The 13,694-nt window shown below is 58.2% G+C and carries 10 protein-coding genes; 2 read left to right on the forward strand and 8 right to left on the reverse strand.

The features are described 5' to 3' along the window. Positions 1 to 457 precede the first annotated feature (457 nt). The gene (locus PMI27_RS02820; RefSeq protein ID WP_008148954.1) at positions 458 to 2,041 is read left to right on the forward strand and encodes a peptide chain release factor 3; all 1,584 of its coding nucleotides are present in this window, start codon (positions 458 to 460) and stop codon (positions 2,039 to 2,041) included. Positions 2,042 to 2,464: 423 nt separating this feature from the next. Further along, positions 2,465 to 2,710, forward strand: coding sequence for a hypothetical protein (locus PMI27_RS02815; protein WP_008148951.1), 246 nt, complete (start codon positions 2,465 to 2,467; stop codon positions 2,708 to 2,710). A gap of 111 nt (positions 2,711 to 2,821) precedes the next feature. Here PMI27_RS02815 and PMI27_RS02810 read toward each other — a convergent pair whose 3' ends face one another. From PMI27_RS02810 to PMI27_RS02775, 8 genes are all read right to left on the reverse strand, one after another. Further along, on the reverse strand, positions 2,822 to 3,802 hold the full coding sequence (locus tag PMI27_RS02810; RefSeq protein ID WP_008148949.1) for a peptide ABC transporter ATP-binding protein: 981 nt from the start codon (positions 3,800 to 3,802) through the stop codon (positions 2,822 to 2,824). Continuing rightward, positions 3,802 to 4,770, reverse strand: a complete 969-nt coding sequence (locus tag PMI27_RS02805; RefSeq protein ID WP_008148946.1) for an ABC transporter ATP-binding protein — start codon at positions 4,768 to 4,770, stop codon at positions 3,802 to 3,804. Before PMI27_RS02805 ends, PMI27_RS02810 begins: the two co-directional genes overlap by 1 nt. Before the next feature lie 10 nt (positions 4,771 to 4,780). Beyond that, complete coding sequence (locus PMI27_RS02800; protein WP_008148945.1) at positions 4,781 to 5,692, reverse strand: ABC transporter permease subunit; 912 nt, start codon at positions 5,690 to 5,692, stop codon at positions 4,781 to 4,783. 10 nt (positions 5,693 to 5,702) lie between these two features. Further along, the gene (locus tag PMI27_RS02795; protein WP_008148942.1) at positions 5,703 to 6,713 is read right to left on the reverse strand and encodes an ABC transporter permease subunit; all 1,011 of its coding nucleotides are present in this window, start codon (positions 6,711 to 6,713) and stop codon (positions 5,703 to 5,705) included. A 74-nt stretch (positions 6,714 to 6,787) separates the two neighbouring features. Next, complete coding sequence (locus tag PMI27_RS02790) at positions 6,788 to 8,383, reverse strand: ABC transporter substrate-binding protein (protein ID WP_008148940.1); 1,596 nt, start codon at positions 8,381 to 8,383, stop codon at positions 6,788 to 6,790. Between the two features lie 78 nt (positions 8,384 to 8,461). Next, the gene (locus tag PMI27_RS02785; protein ID WP_008148937.1) at positions 8,462 to 9,874 is read right to left on the reverse strand and encodes an OprD family porin; all 1,413 of its coding nucleotides are present in this window, start codon (positions 9,872 to 9,874) and stop codon (positions 8,462 to 8,464) included. 173 nt (positions 9,875 to 10,047) lie between these two features. Then, positions 10,048 to 11,649 (reverse strand): ABC transporter substrate-binding protein, encoded by a 1,602-nt coding sequence (locus PMI27_RS02780; protein ID WP_008148935.1) that lies wholly within the window; start codon positions 11,647 to 11,649, stop codon positions 10,048 to 10,050. Positions 11,650 to 11,957: 308 nt separating this feature from the next. Then, positions 11,958 to 13,583, reverse strand: a complete 1,626-nt coding sequence (locus PMI27_RS02775; protein ID WP_008148932.1) for an ABC transporter substrate-binding protein — start codon at positions 13,581 to 13,583, stop codon at positions 11,958 to 11,960. Between the last annotated feature and the right edge of the window lie 111 nt (positions 13,584 to 13,694).

The raw sequence follows: 13,694 nt of genomic DNA on the forward strand, positions 1-13,694 counted from the left end.
GCCTTGGCTATGAACTTCTGGCATCCGAATTTGAACCCACAAAACTGACCACCCCGGCCACTAGCCATTCCTGGCTGCCGGGATGATCAACGTTCGCGAGAAGCAGCTCTTCATGCTGATAAAACCGCATGAGATCGAGCCATAAGCGCAGCCTCGTCAGGCCAACTTGCTGATTTTTCAGCCCCTGGTACGAGTGCCGTAACAGGGGAGTGGACGTCTGCACCTTTTAAAAGGTTCCATATTTAGCAGCAATTAGCCACCGTAGGAGCTGCCGAAGGCTGCGATCTTTTGATCTTGATCTTCGGTGGTCTTGAAAAAACAAGATCAAAAGATCGCAGCCTTCGGCAGCTCCTACAGGGGATGCGGTGTTCGGGAAGACCTACGGACGGTGGTCCGTAGAGGTCGGTTTGCGCTATACTCGCCGCCCTTTTTTGAATCACCTGCCAGGCGATTTCCCATGACCAAACAGGCCGCCGAAGTCGCGAAACGCCGCACTTTCGCCATTATTTCCCACCCCGATGCCGGTAAAACCACCATCACCGAGAAGCTCTTGCTGATGGGCAAGGCGATTGCGATTGCTGGCACGGTGAAATCTCGCAAGTCTGACCGCCATGCCACCTCCGACTGGATGGAAATGGAAAAACAACGGGGTATTTCCATTACCACGTCGGTCATGCAGTTCCCGTATCGCGACCACATGATCAACCTGCTCGACACCCCGGGCCACGAAGACTTCTCCGAAGACACCTACCGCACCCTGACGGCGGTTGACTCGGCATTGATGGTTCTCGACGGCGGTAAGGGTGTTGAGCCACGCACCATCGCGCTGATGGACGTCTGCCGTCTGCGTGACACGCCGATTGTCAGCTTCATCAACAAACTCGACCGTGACATCCGCGACCCGATCGAACTGCTCGACGAAATCGAAGCGGTCCTGAAGATCAAGGCAGCGCCGATCACCTGGCCGATCGGCTGCTACCGCGACTTCAAGGGCGTTTATCATCTCGCCGACGACTACATCATCGTGTACACCGCGGGCCACGGCCACGAGCGCACCGATGTGAAAATCATCGAGAAGCTCGACTCCGATGAAGCCCGCGCGCACCTCGGTGACGAATACGATCGCTTCGTCGATCAGCTGGAACTGGTGCAGGGCGCCTGTCACGAATTCAATCAACAGGAATTCCTCGACGGCCAACTGACCCCGGTGTTCTTCGGTACTGCACTGGGCAACTTCGGTGTCGATCACGTGCTCGACGCCGTGGTCAACTGGGCGCCGAAACCGCTGGCCCGTGTCGCCAACGAGCGCACCGTGGAACCGGTTGAAGAGAAATTCGCCGGCTTCGTGTTCAAGATCCAGGCGAACATGGACCCGAAACACCGCGACCGTATCGCCTTCATGCGTATCTGCTCCGGCAAGTACGAAAAAGGCATGAAGATGCGCCACGTGCGCACCGGCAAGGATGTGCGGATCGGCGATGCGCTGACCTTCTTCTCCTCCGAGCGTGAGCAACTGGAAGAAGCCTTCGCCGGCGACATCATCGGTTTGCACAACCACGGCACGATCCAGATCGGCGACACCTTCACCGAAGGCGAAGTCCTGGGCTTCACCGGTATCCCGCACTTCGCCCCGGAACTGTTCCGTCGCGTACGCCTGCGTGATCCGCTGAAATCCAAGCAACTGCGTCAGGGCCTGCAGCAACTGGCGGAAGAGGGCGCCACTCAGGTGTTCTTCCCGACGCGCAGCAACGACATCATCCTCGGCGCCGTTGGTGTGCTGCAGTTCGATGTGGTCGCCAGCCGTTTGAAAGAGGAATACAAGGTTGAGTGCTCTTACGAGCCGATCACTGTTTATTCCGCGCGCTGGATCGATTGCAGCGATAAGAAGAAGCTCGAAGAGTTCAGCATCAAGGCTGTGGAAAACCTTGCCATCGACGGCGGCGGTCACCTGACCTACCTGGCCCCGACGCGGGTCAACCTGGCGCTGATGGAAGAGCGTTGGCCGGACGTGAAATTCCGTGCGACGCGTGAGCATCATTAAGCGTTGAGCTGAAACACCCAAAAGCCCCGCCGCGAAAGCTGCGGGGCTTTTTATTGCCTGTGACATCGCCACCCCTCACCCTAGCTCTCTCCCAAAGGGAGAGGGGACTGACCGAGGTGTTCTTGGCGCTACATCGACCTGAGAGTACGAGCTGAACTCAGGTTTTTAAAAAACATGGAGATCGGCTCCCTTTCCCCCTCTCCCCCTTGGGGAGAGGGCTGGGGTGAGGGGGGGCTTTTGAGCTCGCCGCAAATTTCAGAAATAACCATTCGACCTTGCAATTATTCAAAACCAATCTCCCCGCAAACGGCATTCCGTCCATTCGTTAGCGCCCTATCTGGAGAACCGAATCAATCGGAACTAGATTCTATTCAACGCCAGAGAAGGCATCGCTGTTTCACCTACAAATGGATGGAATCGGCTATGAACAGGTTGCTACGCGTTTTATTGATGTTGAAAGTATTGGTAATGCTGACCCTCGGCAGTTCGGCGGTCTGGGCCGAGTGCGAGAATCACGATACCCAGGCTTCGAGCGGGCAGGTCGGGCATGGTGAGTTGATGCTCGCCAAGTCCGAATCGGAGCCGGGCGATCAGGGGCAGGGCGGCAGCGCAGACGATGACGACTCGACCACTGACGAACCGGACAGCGACGAGGATGAAGGCGCTTAAGTGACAGACAAAAGAAAACCCCTCCTGCCCGACTGATGCGCAGCCGAGAAGAAGGGGTTAGTGAACAGGACGTCTATCCCTGGGGGAGCGAGCGGGCTCACTCCCACATTTTTATGCCGCGCCGTCGAGGAATTGCTCGGCGTAGTGGCAAGCCACCTGGCGGCCATCGAGCAGGCGCAGGGCCGGCTCTTCAGTGCTGCAACGCTCGGTCGCGTACGGGCAGCGCTTGTGGAAAGCGCAACCCGATGGCGGGTTCAACGGGTTGGGCAACTCGCCGACGATCTTGATTTTCGGCTTGTTCGGGTCCGGGTGAATGGTCGGGGTGGCCGACAGCAGCGCCTGGGTGTACGGGTGCAGAGGACGCTCGTAGATGTCGTTCTTCGGGCCCATTTCTACCGGGCGACCGAGGTACATCACCATTACGTCATCGGCGACGTGTTGCACCACCGCCAGGTTGTGGGAGATGAACACGTAAGCGGTGTTGAACTCTTGCTGCAAGTCCATGAACAGGTTCAGCACCTGCGCCTGAATGGACACGTCCAGCGCGGAGGTCGGTTCATCCGCTACCAGCACTTTAGGCTGCAACATCATCGCGCGGGCCAGGGCGATCCGCTGGCGCTGTCCGCCGGAGAACATGTGCGGATAACGCTGGTAGTGCTCAGGACGCAAGCCCACCTGCTTCATCATCGCCTGCACTTTCTCACGACGTTCGGCGGCGCTCAGGTTGGTGTTGATCAGCAGCGGTTCGCCGAGCTGGTCACCGACTTTTTGCCGTGGGTTCAACGACGCATAAGGGCTCTGGAACACCATCTGCACGTCTTTGCGCAGTTGCTTGCGTTCAGCCTTGTTCGCACCGGCGACTTCCTGCCCGGCGATTTTCAAGGAACCGGAGGACGGCTCTTCGATCAGCGTCAGGGCACGGGCCAGGGTGGATTTGCCGCAGCCCGATTCGCCGACGACAGCGAGGGTCTTGCCGGCTTCCAGTTCGAACGACACACCGTTCAAGGCGCGTACGGTCGCATGGCCCTTGAACAGGCCTCGGGACACTTCGTAGTGACGGGTCAGGTCGCGGGCGGTAAGTACGACGGCCATTACGCCACCTCCTGATTCAGCGGGTAGAAGCAGCGGGCGAGGCTGTTGCTTTTCGGGTCAAGGGTTGGACGTTGCTGACGGCAGTTATCCTGCACGTACGGGCAACGCGGCGACAGCAGGCAACCCTGCGGACGGTCATAACGACCGGGAACGATGCCCGGCAGCGTGGCCAGGCGCGTGGCGCCCAGGCTGTGTTCCGGAATCGCCTTGAGCAGCGCTTCGCTGTACGGGTGCGCCGGGATGTCGAACAACTGAGGCACCTGACCCACTTCGACCGCTTGGCCGGCGTACATCACGCACACGCGCTGAGCGGTTTCGGCCACGACCGCGAGGTCGTGAGTGATCAGCACCAGGCCCATGTTCTGCTCTTTCTGCAGCGCCAGCAGCAGGTCCATGATCTGCGCCTGAATCGTTACGTCCAGTGCCGTAGTCGGTTCGTCGGCGATCAGCAGTTTCGGTTCGCCGGCAATCGCCATGGCGATCGCAACACGCTGGCTCATACCACCGGACAGTTGATGCGGGTAAGCATCCATGCGGCTGGCGGCGCCTGGGATTTCAACTTTTTCCAGCAGTTCGATGGCGCGCTTGCGGGCGTCTTTGCGGGACATTTTCAGGTGCAGGCGCAGCACTTCTTCGATCTGGAAACCGACGGTGTAGCTCGGGTTCAGGGCGGTCATCGGGTCCTGGAAAACCATCGCCAGGTCTTTGCCGACAATCTGCCGACGCTGACGGTTGCTCAGTTTGAGCATGTTTTTGCCGTCGAAATTCAGGGCGTCGGCGGTGACGATCCCCGGGTGTTCTATCAGGCCCATCAGCGCCATCATGGTCACGGACTTGCCGGAACCCGATTCGCCAACGATGGCCAGAACTTCGCCCTTGTCCACGGTAATGTCGAGACCGTCGACCACCGGAACGGCGTTCTTGTCGCCGAAGCGAACGTTGAGATTCTTGATTTCTAACAGTGACATTTGAATCTCCTCAGGCGGCGTTCTTGAGTTTCGGGTCCAGCGCATCGCGCAGGCCGTCGCCCATCAAGTTGATTGCCAGCACGCTGAGCAAAATGGTCAAACCAGGCAGACTGACGACCCACCAGGCGCGTTCGATGTAGTCGCGAGCCGAAGCCAGCATGGTGCCCCACTCAGGGGTTGGCGGTTGAACGCCAAGGCCGAGGAAGCCCAGTGCGGCGGCATCGAGGATCGCCGAGGAGAAACTCAAGGTCGCCTGAACGATCAGTGGCGCCATGCAGTTAGGCAGCACGGTGACGAACATCAGGCGTGGCAGACCGGCACCGGCCAGGCGCGCGGCGGTCACGTAGTCGCGGTTCAGTTCGCCCATCACCGCGGCGCGGGTCAGACGAACATAGGACGGCAACGAAACCACGGCGATGGCAATAATGGTGTTGATCAGGCCAGGGCCGAGGATGGCGACAATCGCCACCGCCAGCAGCAGGGACGGCAGGGCCAGCATGATGTCCATCAGACGCATGATGGTCGGGCCGAGCAAGCGCGGGAAGAACCCGGCGAACAGCCCCAAAAGGATGCCCGGAATCAGCGACATCACCACCGACGACAAGCCGATCAGCAGGGACAGGCGCGAACCGTGGATCAGCCGCGACAGCAGGTCGCGACCCAGTTCATCGGTGCCGAGCAGGAACTGGAGTTGCCCACCTTCCAGCCAGGACGGCGGGGTCAGCAGGAAGTCGCGGTACTGCTCGCTCGGGTTATGCGGTGCCACCCAAGGGGCGAACAGGGCGCAGAAAATAACCAGCAGCATGAACAGCAGGCCGGCGACGGCGCCTTTGTTCTTGGAGAACGCTTGCCAGAATTCTTTGTAAGGGGACGGATACAGCAGGCTTTGATCGACTGCTACCGGTGTAGTGAGAGTGGTCATGGTCTTGATCTCAGCGCTGATGACGGATGCGTGGGTTGGCAAAGCCGTAGAGGATGTCCACCACGAAGTTGACCAGAATCACCAGGCAGGCGATTAACAGGATGCCGTTTTGCACCACGGGATAGTCCCGTGCGCCAATGGCTTCGATCAGCCATTTGCCGATGCCGGGCCAGGAGAAGATGGTTTCGGTCAGGACGGCACCGGCCAGCAATGTGCCGACTTGCAGGCCGACCACGGTCAGCACCGGAATCAGCGCGTTACGCAGGCCGTGGACGAACACCACGCGCGATGGCGACAGGCCTTTGGCGCGGGCGGTACGGATGTAGTCTTCACGCAGCACTTCGAGCATCGAAGAACGGGTCATCCGCGCGATAACTGCCAGCGGGATGGTGCCGAGCACAATGGCCGGCAGGATCAGGTGATGCAGAGCATCGAAGAACGCACCGACGTCATCGGCCAGCAGCGTGTCGATGAGCATGAAACCGGTCCGCGGTTCGATGTCGTAGAGCAGGTCGATCCGCCCGGACACCGGGGTCCAGCCCAGGGACACCGAGAAGAACATGATCAGGATCAGGCCCCACCAGAAGATCGGCATCGAGTATCCCGCCAGGGAGACGCCCATCACCCCGTGGTCGAACAGGGATCCTCGCTTGAGTGCCGCGATCACCCCGGCCAGAAGGCCCAGGATGCCGGCGAACAACAGGGCGGCCATGGACAGTTCCAGGGTCGCGGGGAATAGAGACGTGAATTCGCTCCAGACACTTTCACGGGTACGCAGGGATTCGCCGAGATCGCCGTGGGCCAGTTTGCCAACGTAATCCAGGTATTGGGCATACAGGGGTTTGTTCAGACCTAGGCGTTCCATTGCCTGAGCGTGCATTTCGGGGTCGACTCGACGTTCGCCCATCATTACTTCCACGGGGTCGCCTGGAATCATGCGAATCAACGCGAAAGTCAGCAAGGTGATGCCGAAGAACGTGGGGATCAATAACCCCAATCGGCGGGCAATAAAACTAAACATCTTGTGGTGTACCTCATCAGCCGGTTAGGCGTGCCTGGCGTCCCTGGGGTCAGGGACGCCGGGAGTTTTCTTATCTACTTCACCTGGGTGGTGGCGAAGTTATTAGTGGTGAGCGGGCTAATGTGATAGCCCTCTACGTTGTTGCGCATTGCGGTGAACATACGGGTGTGCGCCATGCTGATCCATGGCTGGTCCTGATTGAAAACCTCCTGGGCTTGCTCATAGAGCGCTGCGCGTTCCGCCGGGTTTACTTTAGCCCTGGCTTCATCGATCAGCGTCTGGAACTTCTCATTGCACCAACGTGCGTAGTTTTCGCCGTTTTTGGCGGCCTCGCAACTGAGCATAGGCGTCAGGAAGTTATCCGGGTCGCCGTTATCGCCCGCCCATCCGGCAGAAACCATGTCGTGCTCGCCGTTTTTCGCGCGCTTGAGCATTTCGCCCCACTCCATGACGCGAATATCGACCGTGATCCCGACCTTGGCCAGGTCGGCCTGCATCATCTGCGCGCCGAGCATCGGGTTCGGGTTGGTTGGACCGCCGCCGTTACGGGTGAACAGGGTAAACGTAGTGCCATCCGGCACGCCGGCTTCCTTGAGCAAGGCGCGAGCCTTGTCCAGATCACGCGGCGGGTTGGTCAGTGTGTGGTTGTAGCCCAGCAGGGTGTCCGGGTACGGGTTGACCGCCACGGTCGCATTGCCTTTGCCAAACAACGCGTTGACGTATGCAGCCTTGTCGAAGGCGATATCGATGGCTTTACGCACGCGCACATCGCTCATGTACTTGTGCGAGGTGTTCATGGCGATGTACGAGACGGTCATCGCGTTCATTTCATCGACGCTCAGTTTGGCGTCTTTCTTGATGCTCGGAATGTCATCTGGCTTGGGATACAGCGCAATCTGGCATTCGTTGGCTTTCAGTTTTTGCAGGCGTACGTTGTTGTCGGTGGCGATGGCCAGGATCAGCGAATCAGCCGGTGGCTTGCCACGGAAGTAATCCGGGTTGGCCTTGAAGCGGACTTGAGCGTCCTTGTTGTAACGCTGGAAAACGAACGGGCCGGTGCCGACAGGCTTGTTGTTCAGGTCGCCGGTCTTGTTGGCCTTGAGCAGCTGGTCGGCATACTCGGCAGAGTAGATCGAGGAGAAGGCCATGGCGATGTCGGCCAGGAACGGCGCTTCACGGCGGGTCAGGGTGAAGGTGACCGTGTTGTCATCGATCTTCTCGACACTTTTGAGCAGTTCCTTGAAGCCCATGCTTTCAAAGTACGGGAAGCCCACGCTCGACAGTTTGTGCCACGGGTGATTCGGGTCCAGCTGGCGCTGGAAGCTCCAGACCACGTCGTCGGCGTTCATGTCGCGGGTCGGCTTGAAGTATTCGGTGGTGTGGAACTTGACGCCTTTGCGCAGGTGGAACGTGTAGGTCAGACCGTCCTCGCTGATGTCCCAGGAATCGGCCAGTGCCGGAATCACTTCAGTGGTGCCGGGCTTGAAGTCCGCCAGACGATTGAAGATGGTTTCGGCCACCGCATCGGCGGTGACTGCAGTCGTGTACTGGACCATGTCGAAGCCTTCCGGACTGGCTTCGGTGCAGACCACCAGGGGTTTGGCCGAGACGCCAACAGCGACACTCAGCAACGCGGCTGCGATGGCCGCACGTAGGGGAAGCATTTTCATCAAGAACCCTCTGCAATCAGTTTAAGGATTAATGCCCCACGGCTGATTCGTCACTGAATCAGCCGTGGGGCAAGTGCATTACAGGATGTTGAATGGAATCGTGGTCACGAGACGGAACTCGTTGATGCTGCCATCACCCTGGTTTTCGCTGGCACGGTGAGCGGTGTAGGTCGCGCGAACAGTGGTGGCCTTGAGTGGGCCGCTCTGAATGGCGTACGTAGAACCGATGCCGTATTCGTAGTGGGTTTCGCCGTCCATGTTTTTCACGTCATAGGCGGTACCTGTGTAGTGAGTACCGTCGATGCCCCAGCCACGCGCCTGGTAGATGTTGAACTTCAGGCCTGGCACGCCGTATTCAGCCATGTTCAGGCCGTAGGCGATCTGGAAGGATTTCTCGTTCGGGCCGTTGAAGTCCGACAGCAGGGAGTTGGCCAGGTAGATGCCGTTGGTTTCGTGCAGGTAGTCGAAGTACTCGTTACCGTTAATTTCCTGGTACGAGAAGCTCAGGGTGTGAGCCTGGTGAGTCAGGCCGAACGACAGGGAGCCAGCTTGGTTGTCGATTTCGCCCAGCAGTTTTTTGCCTTCGTCGACGGTTTTGTAGTAGTTCAGGCCAGTGGTCAGGCTCAGAACCGAGCTGTCACCCAACACGTGGCTGGCGCCGAAGTAGTACTGGTTCCACAGATCTTCAGCCTGGGTGCCCCAGAGGCTGGTGGTCAGGCTGGCGAACGGCTGGTAGGTGATACCGCCGGTGTTGACGTGATCGGTTTCAGCGTTGGAGTCGCCGTATTCGGAGCGGAATTTGCTCAGGCTTTCTTCGGTACGCGGCGAAACGCGGTCAAAGGTCCCCAGATCGAAAGCCAGGTTATTCAGCTCTTCGCTGTGGATCGCAACACCTTCGAAGCTCGAAGGCAGTGGGCGGTTGCCGATCACATCGACTTGCGGGCTGCTGAAGTTCATGCGGCCAGCGGTCAGGGTGGTGTTGGAGACACGGGCCTTGACGTTGGCCAGGCCGATTTTGCTCCACTGACCTTGAGCGTCGCCGCCTTCTTTGGTCAGGGTACGGTTGTTGCCCGCGCCTGGGCGTGTGCCCGGTGCGCCGCCGTTGTTGGACGCCAGGTTCTCGCGGTCACGTTCCAGAGCAATGGCGTTGTAGGCCGCTACTTCTGTGCTGAAACCCACGGTGCCTTCAGTGAAGCCCGAGTTGTACTTGACGATGGTGCCCTGGAGCCAGTTGATACGACGATCAGTCGGGGTCGCTACACCGTCTTTACGGTAAGTGAACTTGCCACCACGTTTCAGTTGTTCGTTGGCGTACCAGTTACGCGTGCTGCCGGTGACCGTACTGCCTTCGATAAAGCCGGTTGCATCGGCTTGAGCGCTTTTGGTGTTGACCGTAACCGGGGTGAATTCCTGGCTCTGGGTTTCTGCGTACGCCGAGGCGGTTACGCTGCTGATGGCCAAGGCCAATAACGCGGTGCTACTCAGTTTCATGGGGTGACGCTCCTTTCTTTCTTTTTTTAATGCCGGTCTTATTGGGTGATCCGGCTATTTGGTTTTGAACTGATTCAAGGCATCGCAAACGTTTGCTGTAGGCCTGATTGACGAATTACGGCAATACGCTTGCGTGAGGGCGGAATCCGCCCCCAGCGTTTCTGGCTAATCGGTTATTTTTCTATGCTGACGCCCGAGAACACGTTACGACCGAAAGGACTCACCTTGAATCCTTCGATTTTGGCGCTCAACGGCTGGTTAACCGTCGAGTGAGCGACTGGCGTAATTGGCACCTGCTGCTTGAGGTACTGTTGCGCCTGTTTGTAGAGCACGGTGCGCTGGTCGCGGTCGGTGACGACCTTGGCCTGCTTGATCAGCTTGTCGTAAGCCGGATCACACCACATGGAGTAGTTGTTGCCGCCAATGGCGTCGCAGCTGTAAAGCGTGCCGAGCCAGTTGTCCGGGTCCCCGTTGTCACCGGTCCAGCCGATCAGGCTGACATCGTGCTCGCCATTCTTGGTGCGCTTGATGTACTCGCCCCACTCATAGCTGACGATCTTCACTTTGAGGCCGATTTTCGCCCAGTCAGCCTGGAGCATTTCGGCCATCAATTTGGCGTTCGGGTTGTAAGGGCGCTGAACGGGCATCGCCCACAAAGTAATTTCTGTGCCTTCCTTCACGCCGGCAGCCTTGAGCAGTTCCTTGGCTTTTTCCGGGTTGTAGGCGGCGTCTTTAATGGCCTCGTCGTAGGACCATTGGGTCGGTGGCATGGCGTTGACCGCCAGCTGACCGGCACCTTGATAGACGGCGTTGAGAATCCCTTGCTTGTTCACCGCCATGTCCAGCGCCTGGCGCACTTCGAGCTGGTCGAAAGGCTTGTGGCGCACGTTGTAGGCGATGTAACCGAGGTTGAAACCAGGCTTCTCGATGAGCTTGAGCGTCGGGTCGTTCTTCAGCGCGGTCACGTCGGCAGGGCGCGGGTGCAGGGTGATCTGGCACTCGTTGGCCTTGAGCTTCTGCACCCGCACCGAGGCGTCGGTGTTGATGGCGAAAATCAGGTTCTCGAGCTTGACCCGGCTCGGGTCCCAGTACTGCTTGTTGCCGGTGTAACGGATGTTGGAATCTTTCTGGTAACTCTTGAACACGAACGGCCCGGTGCCGATCGGCTTCTGATTAATGTCGCTTGGTTTGCCTTCGGCCAGCAGTTTGTCGGCGTATTCGGCGGACAGAATGGCGGCGAAGCTCATGGCGATGTTCTGGATGAACGCGGCGTCCACGCTGTTGAGCGTCATGACCACGGTCAGCGGCCCGGTCTTCTCGACCTTGGCGATGTTCTTGTTCAGGCTCATCCCGTTGAAATACGGGAATTCGGTCGGATAAGCCTTACGGAAAGGTTGCTGTGGATCGAGCATGCGATTGAACGTGAACAGCACGTCATCGGCGTTGAAATCACGGGTCGGCGTGAAGTATTTGGTTGTGTGAAATTTCACCCCTTCGCGCAGGTGAAACGTGTACTTGAGACCGTCCTCGGAAATATCCCAGCGAGTGGCCAGGCCTGGTACGACGTTGGTGGCGCCTTTTTCGAACTCTGCCAGTCGGTTGTACAACGGCTCGGCGGCGTCGTTATCGGTCGCGGTCGTGTACTGCGCGGTGTCGAAGCCAGCCGGGCTGCCTTCGGAGCAGAACACCAGGCTGTTATTGGCGGCCTGGCTGATGGAAGTGGCGGCCAGCAGGCCGGTGCCCAGCAATGCGGATAAAACCAAGGTATGGCGCATGACGCTCCCTTTTCTCATTCTCTAAGTGTTTTCAATGAATCGCCGTCCCGTCCGGGGACGTGGAGGCATCACTGATCTCAAGCCATGACAGGCAGCAATAACCGAAAGCCCGCGCACAAACTGGTCAGATCCCGACGGTATGAGCCGCGGGTCTGGCAGTAAATGCGTAGAGTCCTAAAGACTCGTAGGAAATGGCAACGCGTCCGACGCCGCTGCTGTAATGCTTGGCGGAATTGGATGTAGGTGGTTTCCTACTTTCTCGGCAGATAAAGCAACGGCGACGTCAAAAACGTCGCCGCTGCCAAATCTTATTTGCTGACGCTGACGCCGTAGAAGGAGTTCAAGCCAAACGGGCTGATCTTGAAGTCCTGCACGCTGTCGCGCATGGGTTGGAACACCGTCGAGTGAGCGATAGGTGTCATTGGAACGGCATCTTTGAGGACGTGTTGCGCCTGTTTATACAGTTCGGTGCGCTTGGACTGATCGGTCGTGCGCTTGGCTTCTTTCACGATGCCGTCAAACTTCTTGTCGCACCACTTGGAGAAGTTGTTGCCTTGCAGCGAATCACAGCCGAACAGCACGTTCAGCCAGTTGTCCGGGTCACCGTTGTCGCCGCTCCAGCCAATCAGCATCGCGCCGTTTTCGCCGCCTTTGGAGCGCTTGATGTACTCGCCCCACTCGTAGGTCACGATCTTGGCTTTGATACCGATCTTGGCCCAGTCGGACTGCAGCATTTCAGCCATCAGTTTGGCGTTCGGGTTGTACGGACGTTGTACCGGCATCGCCCACAGATTGATCTCGGTGCCTTCCTTGATGCCGGCTTCCTTGAGCAGCTCTTTGGCTTTCTCAGGGTTGTACGGCGCATCCTTGATGGTGGTGTCGTAAGACCACTGGGTCGGTGGCATGGCGTTGACGGCCAGTTGACCTGCACCCTGGTAAACCGAGTCGATGATCTGCTGCTTGTTGACGGCCATGTCCAGCGCTTGACGCACTTTCAGTTGGGCCATCGGGTTCGGCTGATCGCTGCCCTTGATCTTGTCCATCACGTTGTAGGCGATGTAACCCAGGTTGAAACCAGCCTGGTTAGGCACTTTCAGAGTCTTGTCTTCTTGCAGCGCCTTCAGGTCGGCCGGACGTGGGAACAGAGTGATCTGGCACTCGTTCTTCTTCAGCTTCTGGATACGTACCGACGGGTCGGTGGTGATGGCGAAGATCAGGTTGTCGATCTTGACGTCGTCAGGCTTCCAGTAGTCCTTGTTCCCGGTGTAGCGGATGTTGGAATCTTTCTGGTAGCTCTTGAACACGAACGGACCAGTGCCGACCGGCTTCTGGTTGATGTCGGCGGCTTTGCCTTCTTTCAGCAGCTGCGCGGCGTATTCGGCGGACTGGACGGAAGCGAAGCTCATGGCCATGTTCTGGATGAACGCGGCGTCGACTTCTTTCAGGGTGAACTTGACAGTTTTGTCGTCAACTTTATCGATCTTGGTGATGTTGGTGTCCATCCCCATGTCGGTGAAGTACGGGAATTCGGTTGGGTACGCCTTACGGAACGGATCATCCTTGTTAATCATGCGATTAAAGGTGAACAGCACGTCGTCGGCGTTGAACTCACGAGTCGGCTTGAAGTACGGGGTGGTGTGGAACTTGACGCCTTCACGCAGGTGGAAGGTGTAAGTCAGGCCATCATCGGAGATGTCCCATTTGGTCGCCAAACCAGGAATAACGGCGGTGCCGCCGCGCTCGAACTGAGTCAGGCGGTTGAACATGGTTTCTGCAGAGGCGTCGAAGTCGGTTCCGGTGGTGTACTGACCAGGATCAAAACCGGCCGGGCTCCCTTCGGAGCAAAACACCAGGTTAGTCGCCGCTTGGGCGAAAGGTGCGCTGGCTAACAAGCTTGCGCCGACTAAAAACGGAATGACCGCGTGTTTAAGCATGGTGGCCTCATGATTTGTTGTCATTTTTGGAATTAGAGGACGACCTCGTGAGTCGACCTGCGGATACTTATGCAGGGGCCATACCCAATGCAAGATCCGGAGCGACCACAG

This window comes from Pseudomonas sp. GM41(2012) (assembly GCF_000282315.2).
GTDB lineage: Bacteria > Pseudomonadota > Gammaproteobacteria > Pseudomonadales > Pseudomonadaceae > Aquipseudomonas.

Coding starts and splice junctions, on each gene's coding strand:
- PMI27_RS02780 (WP_008148935.1), bottom strand. CDS start 11,649: ATGCGCCATACCTTGGTTTTATCCGCATTGCTGGGCACCGGCCTGCTG.
- PMI27_RS02775 (WP_008148932.1), bottom strand. CDS start 13,583: ATGCTTAAACACGCGGTCATTCCGTTTTTAGTCGGCGCAAGCTTGTTA.
- PMI27_RS02805 (WP_008148946.1), bottom strand. CDS start 4,770: ATGTCACTGTTAGAAATCAAGAATCTCAACGTTCGCTTCGGCGACAAG.
- PMI27_RS02790 (WP_008148940.1), bottom strand. CDS start 8,383: ATGAAAATGCTTCCCCTACGTGCGGCCATCGCAGCCGCGTTGCTGAGT.
- PMI27_RS02800 (WP_008148945.1), bottom strand. CDS start 5,692: ATGACCACTCTCACTACACCGGTAGCAGTCGATCAAAGCCTGCTGTAT.
- PMI27_RS02815 (WP_008148951.1), top strand. CDS start 2,465: ATGAACAGGTTGCTACGCGTTTTATTGATGTTGAAAGTATTGGTAATG.
- PMI27_RS02810 (WP_008148949.1), bottom strand. CDS start 3,802: ATGGCCGTCGTACTTACCGCCCGCGACCTGACCCGTCACTACGAAGTG.
- PMI27_RS02795 (WP_008148942.1), bottom strand. CDS start 6,713: ATGTTTAGTTTTATTGCCCGCCGATTGGGGTTATTGATCCCCACGTTC.
- PMI27_RS02785 (WP_008148937.1), bottom strand. CDS start 9,874: ATGAAACTGAGTAGCACCGCGTTATTGGCCTTGGCCATCAGCAGCGTA.
- PMI27_RS02820 (WP_008148954.1), top strand. CDS start 458: ATGACCAAACAGGCCGCCGAAGTCGCGAAACGCCGCACTTTCGCCATT.